The following is a 23,414-nucleotide window of genomic DNA, read 5'->3' on the forward strand; positions in this document are numbered from 1 at the left end:
ACTTCGCCCCGCGCAGCGGCAACCCGCCCTGGCCGCCGCCTCGTCGGCCAGGGCGGTCAGGTCCTCGATGGACATCGCCCCCGGCGGCAGCCCCTCCCGCGCGAAGATGTTCGCCGCGTGCCGCAACGTGTCGTTGACCGGCGTCGGAACCCCGTGCAGACGGCCCAGCAGGACGATCTCCCCGTTGAGGTAGTCCGCCTCCACGGACCCCGTCCCCCGCGCCAGGCTCTGCCAGGACGACCCGCCCCGCACCCCCGCCGGCTGCTCCACCTTCCCGTCACGCGCCTCCGCCTGCTCCGCGTCCGAGGCGTAGGAGATCCCGGCGGCCTCGAAGGCGGCCTTCGCCTCCCGGACCGCGCGCAGCATCAGCGCCGCCTTCGCCGGTTCCGGCTCGGGGCCGGTCGTCGCCTGGATCGCGTTGCTCAGATTGCCCAGCAGCTTCGCGTGCTTCCACCGCATGACGTCCTCGACGACCGGCGCCCCGAACCCGGACTTCTCCAGGTCGGCGGCGATCCGCCGGGCCTTCTCGTCGGCTCCCCCGGCGGCCTTCCCGATGTGCAGGATTCCGGTCAGCGGCGTGCACAGCGCGGAGACCACCCCGGGCTCCAGGAACGTCGCCGGGAGCCACACGCAGACCCCGTACACGCGCGCGAAGCGCCGTAGGGCGAGGCGCTCGCTCTCGACGCCGTTCTGCGCGCACAGCACGGGCAGCCGCTGGGCCGCGGTTCCGCCGCCGGCGACCTCCGCGTCCGCCCACGCGTCGAGCGCGGCGAGCGCGTCCTGGGTTTTGACCGTCAGCAACAGCACGTCGTCCGGGCTCAGTTCGCCGAGTTCGGCCGGGCCGGTGACCACGGGCAGCCGGTGCACGCGCTCGCCGTCCGCCGTGGTGAGCCGCAGCCCGTCCGCCCGCAGGGCCTCCGCGTGGGCGCCGCGCGCGACGAGGACGACCTCGCCGCCGGACTCCGCGAGCCGTCCGCCGATGGTCGCGCCGATCGCCCCGGCGCCGATGATGATGTAACGCATGCCCCGAGCCTGGCACATCACCCGTGCCGGGTTACTGTCGGGCCATGTCTGTTCATGCTGATGAGACGTTCCTCCTCGGCGGGGACCTGCCCGTACGCCGCCTCGGTCTCGGGACCGGCGGACTGGTCGGTGCCGGCTACTGGGGCCCGCGCGCGGGCCGCGCGGAGGCCCGTACGCTGCTGCGCGCGGCCGTCGGGCGCGGGGTCACCCTGATCGACACAGCCGACAACTACGGCCCCCACCTGGCCGAGGAACTGGTCGCCGAGGCCCTCCACCCGTACGGGGAGCGGCTGGTGGTCTCCACCAAGGGCGGCGTGGTGCGCACCGGGCCGGACCAGTGGCACGCGGCGGGCCGCCCGGAGGAGCTCCGGGCGATGTGCGAGGCGAGCCTGCGCAGGCTCCGCCTCGACCGGATCGACCTGTACCAGCTGCACCGCTTCGACCCCGCGGTGCCGGTGGCGGAGCAGCTGGGGACGCTGGCCGAGCTCCGGGCGGAGGGCAAGATCCGGCACATCGGGCTGAACACGGTGACGGCGGAGCGGCTCCTGGAGGCGCTGGCTCTCGTCCCGGTGGCCTCGGTCCAGAACCCGTACAACCTGCTGGACCGTTCCTCGGCGGAGCTCCTGGCCCTGTGCGAGGCCCGGGGCATCGCCTTCCTCCCTTACTACCCGCTGGGCAGCGGCGCCCTGACCCGCGAGAGCGCGGCCGCGCTGACGGCGGTCGCCGCCGAACACGGCGCGACCACCGGGCAGATCGCCCTGGCCTGGCTCCTGCACCACTCCCCGGTCCTGTGCCCCACCCCGGGCACGGGCTCCCCCGACCACCTCGCGGAGAACCTGGACGCGGCGACGGTCCAGCTGACCCCGCGCGAACTGGCCCTGCTGGACGCCCTGGCGGGCTGAGCGCTCACCAGTGGGCCGACTCGTCCCAGGCCTCGAAGACCGCGTACTCGACCGGGTCGTCCTCCCGGTCCAGCCCGAGCAGTCCCACGGCCTCGAACCGGCCTCGCCGCCAGGCGAGCAGGGTGTCGACGAGCCCGCCCGGCAGCGCCGGCCCCTGCGGGGCGTGCCGGGGCCAGATCACGAGCGGCCAGGCGTCGGGGTCGGAGCCCTCGGTCAGCCAGCCGAGCTTGTCGTTGTCGAGCGAGGTCGCGAAGGTCAGCAGGCCGCCGGGCTCCGGCCAGACCGGGAAGGGGTCCTCGGCCCGCCAGCTGCCTATCGCCCCCCGGTAGGCCTCGGCGTCCTCCTCCGCGAGGCGCCGGAATCCGCCGCCGGTGCGCAGCGGGGTGTGGAACCGCATCCAGTCGCCCCAGCAGCCGGCGCCGTACCGGTCCATGAGGGCCACGTACTCGGCGGGGAGCCGGGTCCCGAGCTCCGCGAAGAGCCCCTCCCACGTCCCGCCGCCGAGGTGCGGGCTGTCCGGCGGCGGGGTGAGGAGCGTCAGCGCGGCGAGGCCGGTGCCCGTCTCCAGGGCGAAGTCCCGTCGTTCGCCGGTCAGTCGGGGACCGGTGTCCGCGGGCGGGGTCCAGGGCAGGGGCCGGGTCAGGAACCAGACGTCTCCCAGGGTGGCGGGCAGCGGCCGGGAGGGGCGGGTGCAGGCGTCCACGAGGTACTCGGTCAGCGTGAGCCCGCGGGCCTCCCACCGCCGGGGGCTGCGGGGCCTGTCCTGGTGCGCGACGACGACGGTCCACCGGTCGGGGTCCGGGGAGGCCGAGGTGTCCCAGAGCAGGGTGTCGCCGCCCGGGGTCACGCCCCAGGCGAGCAGTCCGCCGGGAGCGGCAGTCCGAGCCACGATTCCACCGCGGGCCAGTCGACGGGCACCGGCCCCGGCGGGGGGTACTCGGCGCTCTCGGCGCTCCCGCTCACCAGTCGGGCGAGATCGGCGAAGTCCACGGGTCAGTCCCGGGTGAGTTCGACGAGCTTGGCGACCGTGTTCCAGTTGCGGGTGGTCACGTCCATCCCCTTCACGACGGCCGGCTTCGCCAGGGCCTCGGCCAGTTTCGAGCGGCCCAGGCCGTTCGGGGCGTAGAGGTAGATGACCCGGTCGCCGAGCCGGTACTCCTCCGGGAGGTGCGCGGCCGGTTCGATCGAGGCGAAGCGGGATTCGGCGGGCTGCTCGGAGCAGAAGGTGGCGTGGAGCTGCTTGCCTTCCAGGTCGGCGGCCGGGAAGGGGCAGGCTTCGGCGACGGCGCGCAGGTAGGCCCCGTCGACCACCAGGCAGGGGACCTCGAAGCCGAAGTGGGCTTCGATGGCGGCCTCCAGTTCGCGGGCGAGGGCCACCGGTGTCTTCTTCGTGGCGCTGCTGAAGACGGCGTTGCCGCTCTGCAGGTAGGTCTGCACGTCCTCGTGACCGAGGTCGTGCAGGACCTCGCGCAGTTCGGCCATCGGGACCTTCTTGTTCCCGCCGACGTTGATGCCCCGCAGCAGCGCCGCGTACTTCCGAGTGGTCATGCCCGAACGATAGGGCTCTCCTGTGACAGCGCCGTGGCCCGCGGCGCGTCCGGGGCGGGCAGTTCGGCCTCGATCAGGTCCGCCGCCCGCCGGGTGCCGCCCTCGGTGGCCATCTGCGCGCGGACGGCCTCGGCGCGGGCGGCGACCTCCGGGTCCGCGACCAGGGCGAGGACGGCCTCGCGCAGGGTCGCCGCGTCGGCCTCGTCCATCGGGACGTGCCGGGCGACGCCGAGGGCGGCCAGCATGTCGGCGTTGCCGAACTGGTCGACGGCTTGCGGGACCGCGACCATCGGGGTGCCGGTGGCCAGCCCCTCCTGACTGCCGCCCGCGCCCGCGTGGGTGATGAATGCGTCGGCCCGGCGCAGGATGTCCAGCTGCGGAACCCAGCGGTGGAGTTCGACGTTGGCGGGGATCTCGCCGATCTCGGCCTCGTCGGTGAACTTGCCGATCTGGAGCACCACGTGCCAGTCGGGCAGGCCGCCGAAGGCTTCGGCGCAGGCCCGGTAGAAGGCGGGCTGCTTGGTGAAGGTGGATCCCAGGGAGACCAGGAGGAGCTTCTTCCCCGCGGCGGCCGCCGGGCGGGTCCAGGTGCCCTGGGTGGCGGCGCGGTCGCCCTGGCAGGCGCCGACGAAGGTGTGGACGGCCTCGTCGACCCGGTCGGCGTTCGGCTGCAGGGCGCGCGGGATGAGTACGAGGCTGCGGCGGGGGCGGCCGACGAAGCGGTCGACGTCCTCGTCGATGCCGTTCTCGTCGAGCCAGGCCCGGAAGCGGGCGTAGTACGCCTGCCCGCGCTCGGAGCCGCGCAGCGCGGCGAACACCGGCTCGGCGACCTCCTCCTCGTAGCCGGTCCAGGCGACCAGGTTCGGGGAGAGGGAGACGGCGGGGACGCCCCAGCGGTGGGCGAGGACGACGGCCGGGTAGGCGGTGATGTCGTGGATGACGAGGTCGGGCTCGTCGCCCTCGAAGGCGGCCACGAGCTGCGGGAGCGCCTGGACGGCGTCGGTGAGGAAGGGCTCGATGTTGTCGATGAGCTCGGTGCCCCAGGCTTCGGGGTCCTCCTCGGTGGGCAGGGTGGAGTTCCAGATCACCGGGGTGGCACCGGTCTCGGCGACCTTGTCGGCGTAGGCGGCGGGGATGGCGTAGCTGACGCGGTGGCCCCGGGCGACCAGTTCGCGGATCACTTCGATGCTCGGGTTCACGTGGCCGGCGGCGGCGATGGAGAACATGGCGATGTGGGCGGGCTTCGGGGTCGAGGTCATGACACGAAGATAACGAGACGATACGTCTCGTGCAACCAGAAACGGGGAGAACGGGAAGAGCGCGGCCCGGAGTGCGAGACTGAGCCGATCAAGGTCCCCGGAACACCCCGGGGAAGCGGCAGCGAACGCGGACGGACGGCGGAGAACGGCATGGACGAGGCACGGGCCAGGGAAGCGCTGACGGCGGCGGGCCTCACCGGCCGGGCCGGATCGGCCGAACTGCTGGCCCTGGGCGAGAACGCCGTCTTCGCGCTCGGCGACGACGGACTCGGCGACGACGGACTCGGCGGCGGCCTCGTCGCCAAGGTCGGCCGCGAGGCGGCCCTGCTGCCGCGCGCCGAGCGGGAGCTCGCGGTGGCGGGCTGGTTCGAGCGGTGCGGCATCCCGGCGGTCCGCGCGGCCGAGCCGGAGCCCCGGCTGGTGGACGGCCACCCGGTGACGCTGTGGCACCGGCTCCCCGACGCGGTCCGCCCGGCCGGCCCGGAGGACCTCGCGGCCCTGCTGCGGCGGATCCACGCCCTGCCCGCGCCCCCCTTCGTACTGCCCCCGCGCGATCTGCTGGGCGGGGTCGAGCGCTGGCTCCGGCTGGCGGGCGCGGCGATCGACCCGGCGGACGCGGCGTACCTGCGGGCCCGCCGCGACGGGTACGCCGGCGAGGTGGCGGCCCTGACCCCCCACCTCGCGCCGGGCACCATCCACGGCGACGCGCTGCCGCGCAACGTCCACGTGGGCCCGGACGGGCCGGTCCTGGTCGACCTGGAGACGGTCTCCTCGGACCTGCGCGAGCACGATCTGGTGGTGATGGCGCTCTCCCGCGACCGGTACGGGCTGCCCGCCGGGTCCTACGAGGCCTTCGCGGCGGCGTACGGCTGGGACGTGCGCGAGTGGGAGGGCTGCGCGGTCCTGCGCGGCGCCCGCGAGACGGCCAGCTGCGCCTGGGTGGCCCAGCACGCCCCGGTCAACCCCGAGGCCCTGGCCGAATTCCGCCGCCGGGTCGCCTCCCTGCGCGAAGGGGACACGGAAACCCGCTGGCACCCGTTCTAGCGTTGGCGTATCAATTTCCGCATATGAAACTGCCCCTCACCATCCACCAGGCGCGGCTCGGACCCGCGGAGTTCAAGGTGATCCGCCCGGCCCGGCCGCCGGCCCGCGCCTCACTGTCGGCCGGCAGCTGGTACCTGCACGCCCAGGTCGACCAGGAGGCCGCGCAGCTCCTCGCGGGGCTGTGGTCGCTCGCCGCCACCTCGCCGCGCTCGCTGGTCCACGTCCCGCTGCGGCGCGACGACCCCGAGCACGGGAAACCCGGGCTCGACCTCGTACTCCTGCACCGCTCGCTCCAGTTCGCTCCCTCGCGCTGGAAGGAGCTGCGGTCACGGCTGGGCCCCGGCCGGGCGCAGACCGCGGACCTTCCCGGACCGGCCGCCCCCGCCGACCTCGGGGGCGACCGTCGGCCGGAGCGGCGCCACAAGGAGAACCGGGACCGGTTCCACCAGCACATCCACTCCAGGACCCTGTTCATGACGGGCAGCGCCAAGCTGTTCGCCGACACCGCGTGGCTCTTCGCCGACGTCGCCCACCAGGGCCCCGCATTCGTCTACGCCCACCCCGGACACCTGCACTACTGCACGACGCTGAGCAACTGCGACGACGCCGTCGGCGACGCCGACCGCGGGATCCACATCGTCTACCGCGACCAGTGGCCGGCCCCGGGAGGAGACCGGTCCTCGGCCCCGCAGGGGGACCAGCAGCCGGCCCTCTGAGAGCCCCTCCCCGGATCAGGCCGGGCGGGAAGCCGAACGGGCCTGCCATTCGCGGCCGATCCCGCGGATGAACGCCGGATACACCCCGAGGTACCGGAAGGGCTTGATGCCCGCCATGTAGACGGCGCCGAACAGGCCGTTGGGCTTGACCAGGATGGCCATCCGGCCGTGGTGGCCGCCCGCTCCGTCCGCGTCCGGGACCCAGCCGATGTGCAGCACGCCGTGCATGGTCCGGTTGGCCACCTCCGCGGCCCACTCGTCGTGCGTCAGGTAGACGGAGGTGAACGGGAACGAGCCGAGGTCGGGCCCGCGGGGCCCCTCGCGCAGGTCCGCCGGGAGCCGGTCGCGCAGCGACGCAGTCCGCCCGCCGATTCCGTCTGCCGGCTCGTCCCAGCCGAACAGGGCCCCGAGCTTGAAGCGGATCGCGAAGAGGGCGCGGCCCACGAAGGAGGGGGCGGGATCTCCCCCGCCGGTCGCGAACTGGTCCACGAGCCGTTCGAGGTCGTCCGGGCCGCCCGGGGTCGGCAGCTCCCACACGTCCTCGACGTGGAAGTCGCCCGCGATCTCGTGGATCCGCCAGGGGCGGTCGGTGTGCGCGGTTCTGGGGAGTCTCATGAGCAAGCCCCTATCTATACGATGCCGTATAGAAGAAGACTAGCACCGATCTATACGGCACCGTATAGATTCGGTCCGCGTGAGGGGAGACACATCATGGGCGCGACCCGCACACCGCGCGGCAGCTGGATCGCGGAAGGACTGCGGGCACTCGCCGCCGGCGGCCCGGACTCCGTCCGGATCGAGTCGCTCGCGCAGGCCCTCGGCGTCACCAAGGGCGGCTTCTACGGGTACTTCGCCAACCGGGACGCACTGCTCACCGAGATGCTCGACACCTGGGAGCGCGAGGGCGCCGAGGCGGTCATCGAGCAGGTCGAGAGCGACGGCGGGGACCCCAGGACCAAGCTGAAGCGGCTGTTCGCGATCGCCGCGGCCGCCGACGGACCGGCGAAGGGCGTGGCGGCGGAACTCGCGATCCGCGACTGGGCCCGGCGCGACGCGTCCGTCGCGGAGCGGCTGCGGCGCGTCGACAACCGCCGCATGGACTACCTGCGTTCGCTGTTCGGCGCGTTCTGCGCCGACGAGGACGACGTCGAGGTGCGCTCCACGGTGTTCTACTCCATGCGGATCGGCAACTACTTCCTCGCGGCCGACCACGGCCCCCGCAGCCGGGCCGAGGTCATGGAACTGACCCGGGACTGGCTGCTGCGGTGAGCGATGCCGGGCCTCAGACCCGGTACGGCACGACGGGCCAGGCCCGCTCGACTATCGCCTCGGGGTCCGAGGTGCGCCGCAGATAGCTCTGCAGCGACGCCGCCTGCTCGGCCGCCGCGCGGACCTGCAGTGCGTGGAGGTCCGCCAGGGCGACCGCCCCTATCGCCGCGTGCCTGGCCCCCATCCGCCGCGCCGCACGGGCCGCCGCGAGCGCGTCCGCGCCCGCGTTGTGCGCGTCCTCGAGGGTCACTCCGTAGTGCTCGCAGAGGGCCTGGAGCGTCCGCCTGCCCTTGCGGTACCGGTCCGCGTGCTTGTCCAGGACCAAGGGGTCGATGACGGGCGCGGGCCTGCCCTGCCACCGCTCGCCCAGCGGCTGGACCCCGTACCGACGGCACTCGCGGTCCAGCAGGGTCAGGTCGTAGCGCGCGTTCATCACCACGAGCGGGGTCCCCGAGCGCAGCGCATCGAAGAGCGTCTGCGTGATCTCCCCGACCGCGGCCGCGGCCGCCATCCCCTCGGCGCGCGCGTGGTCCGTCGAGATCCCGTGGATCGCGGAGGCCTGCTCCGGGATCGGCACCCCCGGATCGACCAGCCACGTCCGTTCCCGGGCCACCTGCCCGTCCGGGCCGACCGCCACGACGGCCGCCGTCACGATGCGGTCGGACTCGATGTCGGTCCCCGTGGTCTCCAGGTCGAAGGCCACCATCGGCCCGCCGTGCCACTCCCCCATGCCGTGCCCGTCCTCCATCCCGCGCCCCTCCCCCGTCATGCCTCGTACGTTCGGTCAACGGGTTTCAGCCTGCCACGCGGCACTGACACTCATGACACCGGCCGGGAGTCCTGCCAGATCGACTCGAATTCCTCGCGGTACGTCGGGAACAGCCCGTGGTCCGCGTCGCGCTCGCGCGAGGGCCCCCGCCCGCCGCCGCGCAGGACCAGGACCGGCGCCTCCATGCCCCGCGCCCGGCGCAGGTACGACTGGACCACCGCGATGCCCGAGGACTCGCCCTCCACCAGGTACGCCGTGAAGCGCGGGGTCTCGTCGAAGACGTGGATCTCGAAGCCCGAGGCGTCGCGCAGGCCCGCCCGCACCCGCCGCACGTGCAGGATGTTCATCTCCACCGAGCGGCTCAGTTCGCCCTTGCGCAGCCCCAGCTCCCGCTCGCGCCGTTTGACCGCGCTGCTCGCCGGGTTGAGGAAGAGCAGCCGCACCCGGCAGCCGGCCTCCGCGAGGCGTACGAGTCTTCGGCCCGAGAAGTTCTGGACCAGCAGGTTGAGCCCTATGCCGATGGCGTCGAGCCGCCGCGCCCCGCCGAACAGGTCCTCCGCCGGGAGCTGGCGCTGCAGCCGCACCCGGTCCGGGTGGACGGAGATGACGTCCGCGTACCGGTCGCCGACCAGGTCCTCGACGGCGTCGATGGGCAGCCGGTCCGCCGACGGCGAGCCCGCGCCGCCGCCCAGTACCTCCAGCAGCCGCGCCGACGCCCGCTCGGCCTGTTCCAGGACCGCCCGGGACAGGGCGCGGTTGCGCGAGACGACGTTGCGCGTGACCTCCAGCTCGTCCAGCGCCTGCTCGATCTCGCGCCGGTCGTCGAAGTACGGCTCGAAGCACGGCCAGTGCTGGACCATGAGCTCGCGCAGCTGCGGCAGGGTCAGGAAGCTGAGCACGTTGTCGTCCGCGGAGTCCAGCAGGTAACCCTTGCGCCGGCTGACCTCCCGTACGGCGACCGCGCGCTGCACCCACTCCTGCCCGGCGGGCCCGGCGGCCGCGACGACCCAGTCGTCGCCGCCGTGCACGGGCTCGTAGATCGGCCGGAGCACCGCCCCGACCACCGACCGCAGCCGCTGTTCGATCAGATTCAGCCAGATGTACGCACGGCCCGCGCGCTGGGCCCGCGTACGGACCTCGCTCCAGGCGTCCGCGCCCCAGTCCAGCTCGGCCCCGGCACCGGCCGGCGCCCTCCCGGCCTCCGGCGGGGCCAGCGACACCGCTCCGGCGGGCATCCCGCCGGGCGCCCCGCCTGCGGCGTCCGCCGGGCCACCCTCGTGACCGCTGTCACCAGGGGGCAGCTCCAGACCTCCCGAGCTCACCCGTGCACCGCCTCCTGCGTCTGGACGCCCGTCTCCAGTGATCACGGAAGGGTACTCCGCGTACACGGCCCCCTGCAGCCCGATGCGGGCCGATGGCCCGTACACCGGCCGTCCGTTGACCCATTATCCGATGCGCTCATCATCGGATTCGTCGGATGTACCCCTGGTCCGCCAACCCTCATATCAGCTTTCCGGGTCACCCGGTAGGACCCTCCCAAGTCCCCGCGTGAGACCCCTCTTTCGGGGAAGATCTGCCATTGAATCCTCCCCGTCCCTGAAGGGAGGGGATTCCTCACCCTCCAGGGCTGATGTGGGGATCTCTGGCTCAGGCAGCCGCCTGGGGCAGCGCCCCAGGTGGTCTCACGCCCTCAGCACCAGCCGGGTTGAGACCAGCCCGGACCAGCATCACGCGGGCGGAGTTCTTGTCCCTGGGGGACACGACTCCGCACACGGTGCAGGCATACGTTCGTTCCGAAAGAGGTAGCGCGTGCTTGGTTCTCGCTCCGCACTGCGCGCAATCCATCGTGGTGTGCGCGGGGTGTACCAGGTGCACGACCCTGCCGTGCTTGCGGCCCATCTCGACCAGAGCCGTCTTCGTCGCGGAGATCGCTGCGTCGGCCGCCTTGCGGGCCATGCTCGACTTGGCGAGGAAGCGCGGCCGGAAGTCCTCCACCGCGAGGGCGTCGTGGTCGCGGACCACGCGCTTGGCCCATTTGCGGCCCGTGTCCTGACGCTGCCGGGCCACCTTCTTGTGCAGCTTCGCCGTCAGCTTCTTCGCCCGCTGGTAGCCCTTCGAGCAGGACTTGCCCTTCGCCGTTCTACGGCGGGACATCATCCGCTGGTAGCGGGTCAGCTTCGCCTGCGCCTTTCTCCCGTGCTCGGCATGGGGAAGGTCGTGGGCATCGCTGGTGGTGGTCGCGGTTTCGCGCACGCCCCAGTCGATACCGATCACCGCGCCGGTTTCCGCGAGCACCTCGATCTCGGCGGGGAGGACGAACGAGCAGTACCAATGCCCGAGACCGTCCTGGTAGACACGCACGGAGGTCGGGTCGGCGGGGAGGTCGCGCGACCACACCACCGTCAAGACGATCCCGCCCGCCAGATGCAGTGCGCTTCCCGCTTCTTCTTCCACTTCGGCATCCCGGCCCGCTGCCGCATCGGCAGCCGGTCCTTGATGTCCTTCTGCGCCTTGGCGCGGGACTTCCCGAAGTCCCGGATCAACTGCTGCTGCGGAACCGAGCACCCTTCGCGCAGCCAGGTGTTCTCGGTGCGGGCTTCGGTCAGCATCATGTCGAGCTGGGCCGGACCACAGGTCCGCTTCTCCACGCCCTCAGGCCGGTGCGTGTTCCACAGGTGCGTCTGCTTCGACTTCGCGCAGCACTCGTTCCGGATCCAGCGGCACCGGTCCCGCTCGCCCATCAGGGCGGCAAGCGCGGTCGACGACACACGCACACGGAAGGTCCACCGGGTATACCCGGCATCTCCCGCCATCGGCGCCGCTGCCATCCCAACAACCTATCCCCGACCACTGACAACAGCCGAAAGCACAACTCGGACCAGATGCACCGATCTCCGGTGCTCCGCACCTCCGACCCCATAACCCGTTCCTCCCCGGCCTGAAGGCCTGGGCCTCCTGGGAGAAATCCAGTGACGCGGTCCACGCCCCAGCAGGCCGGCACAGCAGCCCGAACATCAGCCCAACACCCACGGGAAGAGTCGTCATCCATGCAGGTCTGGCCGGGACAGGCGTATCCGCTCGGTGCCACGTACGACGGCGCCGGCACCAACTTCGCGGTCTATTCGGAAGCCGCCCGACGCATCGAGCTGTGTCTGCTGCACGACGACGGTTCGGAGACCGCGGTCGAACTGCGCGAGACCGACGCGTTCGTCCGGCACGCCTACCTGCCGGGCGTGATGCCCGGACAGCGGTACGGGTTCCGCGTGCACGGCCCGTACGAGCCCGAGCGCGGCAGGCGCTGCAACGCGGCGAAGCTGCTCCTGGACCCGTACGCGCGGGCCGTCGCCGGCAGCGTCGACTGGGGCGAGGAGGTGTACGGCTACCACTTCGGCCGGCCCGACTCCCGCAACGACCTGGACTCGGCCCCCAAGTCCATGAGCTCGGTCGTGGTCAATCCCTACTTCGACTGGGCCAACGACCGCCCGCCGCGCCACGAGTACCACCGCACCGTGCTCTACGAGGCCCACGTGAAGGGCCTGACCATGCGCCATCCCGACCTCCCCGAGGAGCTGCGCGGCACCTACGGGGCGCTCGCGCACCCGGCGGTCATCGGACACCTGAGCAAGCTCGGGGTGACGGCGCTGGAGCTGATGCCGGTCCATCAGTTCGTCAACGACCACCGCCTGGTGGACGACGGGCTCAGCAACTACTGGGGCTACAACACCATCGGGTTCTTCGCCCCGCACAACGGCTACGCCTCGGGCGACCGCGGCCAGCAGGTGCTGGAGTTCAAGTCGGCCGTCCGCGCGCTGCACGAGGCCGGGATCGAGGTGATCCTCGACGTGGTCTACAACCACACCGCCGAGGGCAACCACCTGGGCCCGACCCTGTCCTTCCGGGGCCTGGACAACGCCTCGTACTACCGGCTCGCGGACGACCCCCGGCACTACATGGACACCACCGGCACCGGGAACTCGCTGCTGATGCGCTCCCCGCACGTGCTCCAGCTGATCATGGACTCGCTGCGCTACTGGGTCACCGAGATGCACGTGGACGGTTTCCGCTTCGACCTGGCGGCCACCTTGGCCCGGCAGTTCCACGAGGTGGACCGGCTGTCCTCGTTCTTCGACCTGGTCCAGCAGGATCCGGTGGTCAGCCAGGTCAAGCTGATCGCGGAGCCCTGGGACCTGGGCGAGGGCGGCTACCAGGTGGGCAACTTCCCGCCGCTGTGGACCGAGTGGAACGGCAAGTACCGCGACACCGTACGGGACCTGTGGCGCGGGCAGCCGCGCACGCTCGCGGAGTTCGCCGGACGGCTGACCGGCTCCTCGGACCTCTACCAGGACGACGGGCGGCGGCCGCTGGCCTCCATCAACTTCACCACCTGCCACGACGGGTTCACCCTCAACGACCTGGTCTCGTACAACGAGAAGCACAACGAGGCCAACCGCGAGGGCAACCGGGACGGCGAGACCCACAACCGGTCCTGGAACTGCGGGGTGGAGGGGCCGACCGAGGACCCGGAGATCAACGAGCTGCGCGAGCGCCAGATGCGCAACTTCACGGCCACGCTGATGCTTTCGCAGGGCGTGCCGATGATCAGCCACGGCGACGAGTTCGCCCGCACCCAGGGCGGCAACAACAACGCCTACTGCCAGGACAACGAGCTGTCGTGGGTGGCCTGGCCCGAGCCGGGCAAACCGGCGCCCGCCCAGCTGGAGTTCACCCGCATGATGGTGCGGCTGCGGCGCGAGCACCCGGTGTTCCGGCGGCGCCGGTTCTTCCACGGCCGGCCGGTGGAGGGCACGCACGACGAGCTCTCCGACATCGCCTGGTTCACCCCGCACGGCGAGGAGATGCGGGCGCGCGACTGGCAGGCGCAGCACGCGCGGGCCCTGGCGGTGTTCCTGAACGGGGAGGCGATCTCGGAGCCCGGCACCCGCGGGGAGCGGATCACCGACGACTCGTTCCTGCTGATGTTCAACGCGGGCGCCGAAGCCCAGGACTTCACGGTGCCGGCCGGTCACGGCGCGCAGTGGCGCCTGATCGTGGACACGGCGCGGGCCGACGTACTGCCACCCGGCACCGGGCCGCAGTACGCGGCCGGGGACCGGGTGGCGCTGACGGGACGGTCTCTGGTGGTGCTTCAGCGCCCCGCGTAGGCGGCGCCTTCCAGAGCGGCATCCTGGCCGGCCCCCTGGCCGGCTCCCCCGGCTCCCCCGGCGGACTGCGCGGGGACGGCCGGGGAGGAGGCCACGGGGGCGTGCGTACGGGCGGCCGGCACCCGGGTGACCAGGGCCAGCGTCAGGCACAGGGCCGCCGCCCCCACGGCCACCGCGAAGGCCGCGGCGGGCCCGTACCACTCGGCGAGCCGCCCGGAGACGGCGAGCGAGACGGCCTGTCCCGCGACGAGCGAACTGGCGGCGATGGCCATGGACTCGGCGAGCCGGCACGGCTCCACCGCCCGCTCGGTGAGTGCGAAGGCGGTGATCAGGTGCGGGGCGTAGGCGGCCCCGAGCACGGTGACGACCGCGTACAGCGGCCACAGGGTGTCGGTGAAGACCAGCGGTACGGAGAGCACGAGCGCGGCGGCCGTGGCGGCCCGCCAGCGCAGCCGCAGCCCGAAGCGGGCCGGCAGCGCGCCGAGCGAGAGCCCGACGACGGCGCTGACCACGCCCATGGCCGCGTACACGATGCCGGCCTGCCCGGGCACGCCCAACCGTGCGGTGAGGGCGGCGATTCCGGCCTGGCAGGCGCCGAACATGGCGCCCTGCAGGGCGAGGGACCCCCGTACGGCGTAGACCACGCCCGGCGGACGGACCTGGGCCCGGTCCTTCTCCTTGCGCAGCCGCGCGGAGGCCCCGGCCGTGACGGCGGCGGTCGGGTGCAGCGCGTAGAGGGTGCCGAAGACGGCGACGAGGGCCGCGGCGCCGCCGAGGGCGACGGCCGGGTGCAGGGCGAGCGTGGCCAGGCCCACGAGGGCCGGTCCGAAGACGAAGGAGACCTCGTCGAGGGTGCCTTCGAGCGAGTGGATGGCGCCCACGACGCTCTCGTCGGCCTTGGCGCGGTGGGCCAGGGCCACGGAGCGGGTTCGGGCGAGCGGTCCGATCAGCGGTACGGAGGCTCCGGTGACGGCGCCGATCGCGGCGAGCGGGACGGTGGCGAGGTCCGAAAGGGCCCCGGCCACTAGAGCGGCGGTCGCGACCGCGTTGACCGCGGCGGCCGCCAGGACGACGGGACGCTGTCCGTGGCGGTCGGCGAGCCGGCCCAGAACGGGCCCGAAGACCACCTGTCCGGCGGAGAGGGTGCCGCCGACTATGCCGGCGGTGGCGAGGGAGCCGCTGGTCTCGGCGACCAGCAGAACGCTTCCGAACTGCGACATCGCGACGGGCAGTCGGGCGAGGAAGGAGACGAGCGGGAGAAGGGGCCCGGTCAGGGCGATGACCTTGCGATAGGTGTTGACGGTTCCAAACACTTGAGCAACGTTAACCCGGTGCAGTCACCCGGATGCATTGGGTAATGGCACGGAATCCCGCAACCTGGGTACGTACGTTCTCATGAGCCAGCCGTCCGCACGTACCCACACGGAATCCGATGTTCCGCCGTCGGTCACCCCGGCGTCGACCTACCGCCTCCAGCTGCGCCCCGAGTTCACCTTCGCCGACGCGCGCGCGGCGGTACCGTACCTCGCCTCGCTCGGCGTGTCCCACCTCCACCTGTCCCCCGTCCTGGAGGCGGTGCCCGGCTCCACGCACGGGTACGACGTCACCGACCACTCCCGGGTGCGGGCCGAGCTCGGCGGGGAGGCCGGCCTGCGGGCCCTGGCCGCCACCGCCCGCGCGCACGGACTCGGCCTGGTGCTCGACATCGTCCCGAACCACATGGCGGTGCCCTGGCCGTTGCGGCTGAACCGGCAGCTGTGGGAGGTGCTCCGCGAGGGGCCCGGCTCCCCCTTCGCACGCTGGTTCGACATCGACTGGGAGGCGGGCGGCGGGCAGGTGCTGCTGCCGCTGCTCCCCGGGCCCGCCGAGGCCGCCGACTTCAAGGCCGACGGGGAGGTACTGCGCCACGGGGAACTGGAGTTCCCGCTGCGGGCCGGCACCGCCGCCCTGGAGACCGGCGAACAGCTGGCCGCCCAGTTCTACCGGCCCGCCTGGTGGCGCGAGGCCCGCACCGCCCTCAACTACCGCCGCTTCTTCACCATTTCGGAACTCATCGGGGTCCGCGTGGAGGACCCGCACGTATTCGCGGCCACGCACGCGAAGATCCTGGAACTGGTCCGGGACGGCGTCGTCCAGGGACTGCGCATCGACCACGTGGACGGCCTCGCCGACCCCCGGGAGTACCTGGACCGGCTGCGGGCCGCGACCGGACCCGACTGCTGGATCGTCGTCGAGAAGATCCTCGCCCGCGGCGAACGGCTGCCCGCGGCCTGGCCGGTGGCGGGCACGACGGGCTACGACGCGCTGCGCCACGTGGACGGCCTGTTCGTCGATCCGCGGGGCGCGGAGGAACTGGCCCGCCGCTACCGGGACTCCACCGGGGCCGCGGACTGGCAGGAGACCGCGGAGCGGTCCACGCGGGAAGTGCTCACCGAGGACCTCGCGGCGGAACTGGCGGTACTGGAGCGGCGCGCGGGCCCCGCCGCGGCGCGGGCGGTGCGCGAACTGCTCGTCGCCTACCCGGCGTACCGCCCGTACCCGGGCGACGACGGGTTCGCCGCCGTCACCGGTGTGAGCCCCGAGGACATCGCCGCCGTACGCGAACTCACCTGGCGGGACGGCGTGTTCGCGGCCCGCTTCGCCCAGACCTCGGCGGCCCTGCGCGCCAAGTCCCTGGAGGACCGGGCGTTCTACCGCTGGGCCCCGCTCCTGTCGGCCACGGAGGTCGGCGGCGATCCCGGCCACCCGGCGGTCTCCCCGGAGGAGTTCCACGCCTACTGCGCGCGGCTGGAGCACGACTGGCCGGCCTCCGGCACGGTCCTGTCCACGCACGACACCAAGCGCAGCGCCGACCTCCGGGCCCGGATCGCGGTGCTGTCCCAGGCACCGGAACTGGCGTCGGAGCCGGAGCTCCCCCGGGCCCCTGCCGCGCCGGAGCCGGCGGGGCGGCCCGGGCAGCAGCCGGGCGCGGCGCCGGCGCCCGACCCGCAACTGGCCTGGGTGGCCCGGCAGAGCGGCTTCGGCCTGGGTGACGTGCCCGACCGGACGGAGCGGCTGGGCGAGGCCCTGCTCAAGGCCGTCCGCGAGGCGGGCCTGCACACGAGCTGGACCGACCGGGACGAGCGGTACGAGGCGGACGTCCCGAGGTACGTGCCGGACCTCCGGGAGGACCCGCCCGAGGTGGCTGCGGCGGCCCGGGACAACGTCCTGGCCATGACCGCCCTGCACCTGACGATGCCGGGGGTCCCGGAGCTCTACCAGGGCTCCGAGAGCGAGTACCGGGCCCTGGTCGACCCGGACAACCGCCGCCCGGCCGAACCGGAGGCCCACCCGCGGCCGGGCACCCTCGCGGCGGAGAAGCTCGCCCTGACCACGGCCCTGCTACGGCTGCGCCGCACCCACCCCGAGCTCTTCACCGGCTACACCCCGCTCCCGGCCCGCGGCCCGGCCGCCGAGCACTGCGTGGCGTACGCGCGCTCCGCGGACCTGGTGGTGGCGGTGACCCGGCTCTCCCTGCGCCTTGCACGGGCGGGCGGCTGGCGCACCACCACCCTGCCCCTCCCCCCGGGCCACTGGACCCCGCTCGACACCGCGGGCCCGCCCCTCACCGGCGAGGCCCCGCTGTCCGAGCTCCTGTCGGCCTCCCCGGCGGCGGTACTGGTCCGCCTGGCGTAGCGGCGGCGTACGCCACCCGGACGGAAAGGCGGCGCCCCCGTGTGCGCGGGGGCGCCGCCGCCCTCCCCCACCGTGCCGGGGCAGGGCTTTGGCCAGGGGTTTCCGGCCAGTTCGGCGCGCAAGTGCGGGGCGTGCGGAGCAGTAGGGGGCGTGCGCGGCGGGCATGGCATTCCTTGTGACACTCATCCGCGACATGTGCTATCCCACCCCCCACGAACTCGCCCTGGCCGCCCGCGCGCTGGCGGACGAACACCCCCGCACGGTCCGGGTCCGCCAGGCCGGCACCTCCCGGGCCGGGGAGCCGCTCTGGCTGCTCTCCGTGGGCGGCGCTCACCCGCACGACGTGCCCGCCGGCGACCCGCCCACCACGCCCGCGGGCAATCCACCGACCGTGCCCGCCCGCCCTCACCGCAACGTGCTCGTCGTCGCCGGGGCGCACGCCAACGAACCCGTCGGCGGGGCCACCGCGCTCTCCCTCGCCCGGCGCCTCATCCGCGCCCCCGCCGACGGGACGGCCGAGGCGGCCGGGGCCGACTGGCACTTCCTGCTCTGCGCCGACCCGGACGGCGCGGCCCTGCACCGCACGCCCCGCCCGTACTCCCTGCTCGACTACCACCGGAACTTCTTCCGGCCCCCCGGCCCCGAACAGCCGGAGTGGGCCCCGTCTTTACTGGCACCCGACCGGCTGCCGCCCGAGACGCTGGCCCTGACCGCCCTCATCGACGAGCTGCGCCCCGCCCTGCAGGTGTCCCTGCACGGCACCGACCTCGGCGGCTCGTGGATCCAGCTCACCCGGGACATACCCGGCCTGGCCGAGCCCTTCGGGAAATCGGCCGCCGAGCTGCGCATCCCCGTGGAGACCAGCGCCTCCGACGCCTCCGGCTGGCCCTCCCCCGGCGCGGGGATCTTCGTAATGCCCGAGCCCGGCTCCCCGGCCGCCGGAGCCTTCCACCCCGAGGACACCCGGCTCAGCACCTGGTACCACGCCCACCGCCACGCCGGCACCACCGCCATCGTCGAAGTCCCCATGTGGGCCTCCGACTTGGTGGACGACCCGGCGCCGCACCCCGACCCGCGCGCCGCCCTGCGCCTGCTCGCCGGACGGCTCACCACCGACGCGGCGCGGGTGGCGGCGCTGCGCGAGGCCGCGGCCGACGGTACGGACCCGGCCGCCTCGGCCCTGCTGCGCGCGGTCGACTGGACGCTCGCGCTGATCCCCCGGATCGCCGTCGAGTGGACGGGCGTCCAGGCTCCCGCCGAGGCCACCGCGGCCTACATCGGGAGCATCGACGCCTTCGGCCGGCGCCTGTCGCTGCGCGCCGCCGCGATGCTGCTGCGGGTCCTGCGCGCCCAGGGCCATCCGGCGGCGCCGACCGTGGACCGGCTCGTCACGGGGTGGTGCGAGGAGTTCGCGGCCCGCTTCCAGGCCCGCTGGGTCCCGGTGGCCACGCAGGTGGAGCACCAGTCCCGGGTCGTCCTGGCGGCGTACGAACGCCTCGTGGCGGCCGGCCGCTGACCGGCCCGTCCGCGACCGGCCGGCGGCCCACTTCCTACTCCGCCCGTTCCGCCGGCAGGGCGTAGCGGACCTTCGGCCGGCCGGTGGCCCCGAGCCGGTCGTAGAAGCGGATCGCGCCCTCGTTCCAGTCGGGCGTCTGCCATTCGACGTGGCCGAGGCCGAGCGTCCGGGCGAGGCCGCGCACGCCGTCCATCAGGGCGGCCCCGAGGCCGTGGCCGCGGGCCTCCGCGGCCAGGTACAGGCAGTCCATGTGCAGGTAGTGGCGGGCGTCCCAGAAGGAGAACTCGGCCGAGCAGGCGGCGTACCCGGCGACGGCGCCGTCGGGGGTTTCGGCCAGCAGCACCCACAGCCGGGCGTCCTCGGCGAACAGCTGCGGGGCGAGCCGTTCGGCGAGGGGGCCGGCCGGGCGCCGCACGGACTTCTCGTACTCCATGTGCTCGCGCATGAGCTCGATCAGCCGGGGCAGGTCCTCGGGCCGTGCGGGCCGTACGACGGGGGCGGCGGGGGTGTGTTCCATGGACGCCATCCTCCGCACCCGCGCCCCGGCCCGCACGACCGGGGTCCGCCGCCCGTTCTCCGCGCGGCCGCCCGCCTGCGGGGGCTCTCCGCTGCCTGCCCTTGCCCGCCCTCAGCTCGCCGACAGGCGGAAGGACATCCGTCCGAAGCCGATCTGGTCCCCGTCGCGCACCACGGCCGAGCCGGTGACCCGGCGCCCGTTCACCGTGGTCCCGTTCGTCGAGCCGAGGTCCGTGACCACCCACACCCCGTCGCGCTGGCGCAGTTCCGCGTGCGCCCGGGAGACCGTCTCGTGGCTGAGCCGCAGCCCGTTGCCCGGATCGCGGCCGATCCGCAACGCGCCCGCGCCCGGGTGCGGAAGCAGCAGCTTGGGCAGCTTCTCCGCGGCCCAGGCCCGCCGCACGCCCACCGACACGGCCGATGCCCGCCCCACCCAGCCGAACAGCCGACGGGTCCAGGGGCTGTCGGCGCCCTCGGTCTCCTCCAGGTCCGCGGTGAGCACCGCGAGATCCTCGGAGCGGCGGGCGACGAGGGCGAGTTCCATGCGGCGCAGGAAGGTGTCGTGCGACAGCTTCCCTTGCGCCGCCCCCTCCCTGAGCTGGCCCAGCGCCCGATCGCGCTCGGCGTCGGACAGCCGCGGAGCGGGATAGGCGGGGAACTCGAAACTGGACGTCACAGGGTGATTGTCGGCCCGTCAGGGGCAGAGTGTCCAGAACTCCCGCGCCGGGCCGGAGATGATGGGCCGGTCAAGCAGGTTGGGGTACCGCCGCCAGACGAGGGGATCGTCCGTGCAGTTCGAGGTGTGGGCACCGCTGACAGGCCGGGTCGCACTGCGGCTCGACGGGGCCGCGTACGAGATGACGCCCGATCCGGAGCGCCCCGGCTGGTGGCTCGCCGAGGCCCCGGCCGCCGACGGCTCCCGGTACGGATACGTGCTGGGCGGCGGCCCGGAGGGGACCGGTGGCGATCCGCAGGGCCCCGTACGTCCCGATCCGCGCGGGCGCAGGCTGCCCGACGGGCCGGACGGGCTCTCGGCGGTCGTCGACTTCGCCTCGCTCATCTCCGGGGAGCCGGCCGCGGCGCCCCGGGTGCCGCTCCAGGACGCCGTCCTGTACGAGCTGCACATCGGCACCTTCACCCCCGAGGGCACCTTCGACGCGGCCGCCGCCCGCCTCGGGCACCTGACCGGGCTCGGAGTCACGCACGTCGAGCTGATGCCGGTCTGTTCCTTCCCCGGGCGGCACGGCTGGGGGTACGACGGGGTCGCGCCCTGGGCCGTGCACGAACCGTACGGCGGGCCGGCCGGGCTGGCCCGGTTCGTGGAGGCGGCGCACACCGCCGGGCTCGGCGTCGTGCTCGACGTGGTGCACAACCACCTCGGCCCCTCCGGCAACCACCTCCCCGCCTTCGGCCCGTACTTCACCGACACCCACCACACGCCCTGGGGCGCGGCGGTGAACCTGGACGCGCCGGGCTCCGACGAGGTGCGGGCGTACCTCCTCGGCAGCGCGCTCGCCTGGTTCCGGGACTACCGGATCGACGGGCTGCGGCTGGACGCGGTGCACGCGCTCGCCGACGGCCGGGCACTGACCTTCCTGGAGGAACTGGCCGCCGCGGTCGACGAACTGGCCGCCGAGAGCGGCCGGCCGCTGTTCCTGATCGCCGAGTCCGACCAGTGCGATCCGCGCACCACCACGCCCCGCTCCACCGGCGGCATCGGCCTGCACGCGCAATGGAACGACGACTTCCACCACGCCCTGCACTGCACGGTGACCGGCGAATCCCAGGCGTACTACGCGGACTTCGCGGTCGCCCCGCTCGGCGCGCTGACCAAGACCATGACCCGGGCCTTCTTCCACGACGGAACCTGGTCCTCCTTCCGCGGCCGCCACCACGGCCGCCCGCTGGACCGCGGCCGCACCCCCGCGCACCGCTTCCTGGGCTACACCCAGACCCACGACCAGATCGGCAACCGGGCCCTGGGCGACCGGCTCTCCGCCTCCCTGCCCCCCGGGCTGCTGGCGTGCGCGGCGGCGGTGGCGCTGACCGGGCCGTTCGTGCCGATGCTGTTCATGGGTGAGGAGTGGGGGGCGGGCACGCCCTGGCAGTACTTCACCGACCATCCCGACCCCGAGCTCGCCGAGGCCGTACGCACGGGCCGGCGCCGGGAGTTCGCGGAGCACGGCTGGAAGGCCGAGGAGATCCCCGACCCGCAGGACCCCGCCACCCGCGACCGCTCCTGCCTGGACTGGGCCGAGCCCGAACAGGGGGCCCACGCCCGCCTGCTGGAGTGGTACCGCACTCTGGTCAGGCTCCGCCGCACCCATCCGGACCTGCGCGATCCCGATCTGGCCTCGGTCCGCACCGCCCACGACGAGGAGCGGCGCTGGCTGACCTTCCGGCGGGGCGACATCCGCGTGGTGGTGAACTTCTCGGAGGAGCCGACGACCGTCGCGCTGGGCCGCAACGGCGTGCGGGTGCTGGCCTCCTGGGCCCCCGTGGAGCATCCGGACGCCGACGGGCGGGTCCACGTACCGGGCGAATCGGCGGTGGTCCTGGGCCCGTAGCGGCGCACCCTTCCCCGCCCGCCCCCGGAACGGCCGGGCGGGCGGGGAAGGGGTGGAACCGGCCGCCGCCCTACTCGACGACGGCCAGTTCCCGGGAGGCGTTGTTGAAGCTGCGGCAGCCGGTCTCCGTGACCGTGACGATGTCCTCGATGCGGACGCCGAACCGCCCGGGGAGATAGATCCCCGGCTCCACGGAGAAGCACATTCCGGGGACGAGGACCTGCTCCTCCCCCTCGACCATGTACGGCGGTTCGTGCGTGGTGACCCCGATGCCGTGGCCCGTGCGGTGGATGAAGTTCTCGCCGTAGCCGAACTCGGTGATCACCGCGCGGGCCGCCCGGTCCACGTCCTGGCAGGCGGCGCCCGCCCGGGCCGCCGCCACGCCCGCCAACTGGGCCTCGCGGACGATGTCGTGGACGCGCTGCTCCTCCTCCGTGGGCTCGCCGACGTGGACGGTCCGGGAGATGTCGGAGCCGTAGCCGTGCTTGAGTCCGCCGAAGTCGAGGACCACCATGTCGCCGCGCTCGATGACCCGGTCGCCTGCCTCGTGGTGCGGATTGGCCCCGTTGGGGCCGGAGCCGACGATGGTGAAGTCCACCTGGGAGTGGCCGTGCACGCGCAGCAGCGCGGCCAGGTCGGCGGCGACGTCGCTCTCCCGGCGGCCCGCGAAGGGGACGTGCAGGATCTGGGCGTACGCGGCGTCCGCGGCCTCCCCGGCCGCCGCGAGCCGGGCGAGCTCGCGCTCGTCCTTGACCGCGCGGAGCATCGGCAGCACGTCGGTCAGCGCGGCGTACGAGGTCGTCGGCAACTCCCGCTGCAGGCCCAGCAGGTGCAGCGCCCAGGCGTTGTCGCTGACCCCGAAGCGGCCGGTCACGTCCAGCAGCGGGGCCGTCACGGCGTACGGGTTCTTCCCGTCGGCCCAGTCCCGCAGCGTCAGCGCGCCCGCGCCGGGCGCCTTCGCCGCGTCGGGAGCCTCCAGCGTCGGGACGACGAGTACGGGGTCCTGCCCGGCGGCGAGGACGAGCAGGGTCAGCCGCTCGGTGTCCACGGGCCGGTACCCGGTGAGGTGGGCGAGGTCGGGCCCGGGGGCGATCAGCAGCCCCGCGAGCCCGGCATCGGCGGCGGAACGCGCGGCCGCGGCCATGCGTGCGGCGTAGTCGGCGGCGGTGAAGGGGTCGGCGTCGTGAGCGGAGTCATGGTCCATCCGGGAATCCTCCCGCGCCCCTGACCCCCAACACAGCGGCCGCGCCGATCCCCCACCGGAGCCTCCAGTTCCCTTCCCTGGCCCGGGGCCCCGGCCCTGCCCGCTTCGCGGAGCCCGGTCCCCTACCCACCCTTCCCCCGTCCCCCGGGCTCCGCCCGGACCCCGCCGGCCCCGAACCCCGCCCGAGCCCCTGGGGCTCCGCCCGGACCCCGCCGGCCCCGGACCCCGCCCGAGCCCCTGGGGC

18 protein-coding genes and 2 pseudogenes are annotated in these 23,414 nt (G+C 73.7%); 8 read left to right on the plus strand and 12 right to left on the minus strand.

What is annotated here, in order from left to right; translation table 11 throughout:
• Nucleotides 1–1,023 (minus strand): ketopantoate reductase family protein (locus ACWGDE_RS17260; RefSeq protein WP_453389824.1); only part of this gene is annotated, 1,023 nt, incomplete at its 3' end.
• Nucleotides 1,024–1,067: 44 nt separating this feature from the next.
• Between ACWGDE_RS17260 and ACWGDE_RS17265 the strand changes: the two genes are divergently transcribed.
• Nucleotides 1,068–1,925, plus strand: a complete 858-nt coding sequence (locus ACWGDE_RS17265; RefSeq protein ID WP_453389825.1) for an aldo/keto reductase — start codon at nt 1,068–1,070, stop codon at nt 1,923–1,925.
• Nucleotides 1,926–1,929: 4 nt separating this feature from the next.
• Here the strand turns inward: ACWGDE_RS17265 and ACWGDE_RS17270 are convergent, their stop codons facing one another.
• The 3 genes and pseudogenes from ACWGDE_RS17270 to mgt form a co-directional block, all read right to left on the minus strand.
• Nucleotides 1,930–2,814 (minus strand): SMI1/KNR4 family protein, encoded by an 885-nt coding sequence (locus tag ACWGDE_RS17270; protein WP_453389826.1) that lies wholly within the window; start codon nt 2,812–2,814, stop codon nt 1,930–1,932.
• A 104-nt stretch (nt 2,815–2,918) separates the two neighbouring features.
• Nucleotides 2,919–3,473 (minus strand): DUF1697 domain-containing protein, encoded by a 555-nt coding sequence (locus tag ACWGDE_RS17275; protein WP_453389827.1) that lies wholly within the window; start codon nt 3,471–3,473, stop codon nt 2,919–2,921.
• A pseudogene (gene mgt, locus ACWGDE_RS17280) lies at nt 3,470–4,767 on the minus strand (macrolide-inactivating glycosyltransferase). The gene ACWGDE_RS17275 and the pseudogene mgt overlap by 4 nt, the downstream one beginning before the upstream one ends.
• Nucleotides 4,768–4,882: 115 nt before the next feature.
• On the opposite strand from mgt, the gene ACWGDE_RS17285 reads away from it, so the two are divergent.
• Nucleotides 4,883–5,776 (plus strand): phosphotransferase enzyme family protein, encoded by an 894-nt coding sequence (locus ACWGDE_RS17285; protein ID WP_453389828.1) that lies wholly within the window; start codon nt 4,883–4,885, stop codon nt 5,774–5,776.
• A gap of 23 nt (nt 5,777–5,799) precedes the next feature.
• A complete protein-coding gene (locus tag ACWGDE_RS17290) occupies nt 5,800–6,492 on the plus strand; it encodes a hypothetical protein (protein ID WP_453389829.1) in 693 nt (230 codons plus the stop codon).
• 15 nt (nt 6,493–6,507) lie between these two features.
• On the opposite strand, the gene ACWGDE_RS17295 is transcribed toward ACWGDE_RS17290, so the two are convergent.
• Complete coding sequence (locus ACWGDE_RS17295) at nt 6,508–7,107, minus strand: DUF2867 domain-containing protein (RefSeq protein WP_453389830.1); 600 nt, start codon at nt 7,105–7,107, stop codon at nt 6,508–6,510.
• A gap of 96 nt (nt 7,108–7,203) precedes the next feature.
• Here ACWGDE_RS17295 and ACWGDE_RS17300 point away from each other — a divergent pair, with 96 nt between their 5' ends.
• Complete coding sequence (locus ACWGDE_RS17300; RefSeq protein ID WP_453389831.1) at nt 7,204–7,761, plus strand: TetR/AcrR family transcriptional regulator; 558 nt, start codon at nt 7,204–7,206, stop codon at nt 7,759–7,761.
• A 13-nt stretch (nt 7,762–7,774) separates the two neighbouring features.
• Here the strand turns inward: ACWGDE_RS17300 and ACWGDE_RS17305 are convergent, their stop codons facing one another.
• The 3 genes and pseudogenes from ACWGDE_RS17305 to ACWGDE_RS17315 all read right to left on the minus strand — a co-directional run bounded on the left by ACWGDE_RS17305 (nt 7,775) and on the right by ACWGDE_RS17315 (nt 11,358).
• Entirely contained in the window at nt 7,775–8,491 is a 717-nt protein-coding gene (locus tag ACWGDE_RS17305) for an exonuclease domain-containing protein (RefSeq protein WP_453389841.1), read from the minus strand.
• Nucleotides 8,492–8,580: 89 nt separating this feature from the next.
• Complete coding sequence (locus ACWGDE_RS17310; RefSeq protein ID WP_453389832.1) at nt 8,581–9,852, minus strand: SAV2148 family HEPN domain-containing protein; 1,272 nt, start codon at nt 9,850–9,852, stop codon at nt 8,581–8,583.
• A gap of 325 nt (nt 9,853–10,177) precedes the next feature.
• Nucleotides 10,178–11,358, minus strand: a pseudogene (locus ACWGDE_RS17315) (RNA-guided endonuclease InsQ/TnpB family protein).
• Nucleotides 11,359–11,577: 219 nt separating this feature from the next.
• Between ACWGDE_RS17315 and glgX the strand changes: the two are divergent.
• The gene (gene glgX, locus ACWGDE_RS17320; protein WP_453389833.1) at nt 11,578–13,692 is read left to right on the plus strand and encodes a glycogen debranching protein GlgX; all 2,115 of its coding nucleotides are present in this window, start codon (nt 11,578–11,580) and stop codon (nt 13,690–13,692) included.
• Here the strand turns inward: glgX and ACWGDE_RS17325 are convergent.
• A complete protein-coding gene (locus ACWGDE_RS17325) occupies nt 13,677–15,005 on the minus strand; it encodes an MFS transporter (RefSeq protein WP_453389834.1) in 1,329 nt (442 codons plus the stop codon). The genes glgX and ACWGDE_RS17325 overlap by 16 nt on opposite strands.
• A gap of 82 nt (nt 15,006–15,087) precedes the next feature.
• On the opposite strand from ACWGDE_RS17325, the gene treY reads away from it, so the two are divergent.
• Both treY and ACWGDE_RS17335 read left to right on the plus strand, forming a co-directional pair.
• Nucleotides 15,088–17,367, plus strand: coding sequence for a malto-oligosyltrehalose synthase (treY, locus tag ACWGDE_RS17330; protein WP_453389835.1), 2,280 nt, complete (start codon nt 15,088–15,090; stop codon nt 17,365–17,367).
• 193 nt (nt 17,368–17,560) lie between these two features.
• Nucleotides 17,561–18,883 (plus strand): M14 family zinc carboxypeptidase, encoded by a 1,323-nt coding sequence (locus ACWGDE_RS17335; protein ID WP_453389836.1) that lies wholly within the window; start codon nt 17,561–17,563, stop codon nt 18,881–18,883.
• A gap of 34 nt (nt 18,884–18,917) precedes the next feature.
• Here the strand turns inward: ACWGDE_RS17335 and ACWGDE_RS17340 are convergent, their stop codons facing one another.
• Together ACWGDE_RS17340 and ACWGDE_RS17345 are read right to left on the minus strand one after the other, a co-directional pair.
• Nucleotides 18,918–19,400, minus strand: a complete 483-nt coding sequence (locus ACWGDE_RS17340) for an N-acetyltransferase family protein (RefSeq protein WP_453389837.1) — start codon at nt 19,398–19,400, stop codon at nt 18,918–18,920.
• Nucleotides 19,401–19,511: 111 nt separating this feature from the next.
• Nucleotides 19,512–20,075: an FHA domain-containing protein gene (locus ACWGDE_RS17345; protein WP_453389838.1), complete on the minus strand. Its 564-nt coding sequence runs from the start codon at nt 20,073–20,075 to the stop codon at nt 19,512–19,514.
• A gap of 112 nt (nt 20,076–20,187) precedes the next feature.
• On the opposite strand from ACWGDE_RS17345, the gene treZ reads away from it, so the two are divergent.
• Nucleotides 20,188–21,966, plus strand: a complete 1,779-nt coding sequence (gene treZ / locus ACWGDE_RS17350) for a malto-oligosyltrehalose trehalohydrolase (protein WP_453389839.1) — start codon at nt 20,188–20,190, stop codon at nt 21,964–21,966.
• A 70-nt stretch (nt 21,967–22,036) separates the two neighbouring features.
• On the opposite strand, the gene ACWGDE_RS17355 is transcribed toward treZ, so the two are convergent.
• Nucleotides 22,037–23,170 (minus strand): M24 family metallopeptidase, encoded by a 1,134-nt coding sequence (locus tag ACWGDE_RS17355; protein ID WP_453389840.1) that lies wholly within the window; start codon nt 23,168–23,170, stop codon nt 22,037–22,039.
• Nucleotides 23,171–23,414 lie beyond the last annotated feature (244 nt).

This window comes from Streptomyces sp. NPDC054956 (assembly GCF_053609185.1).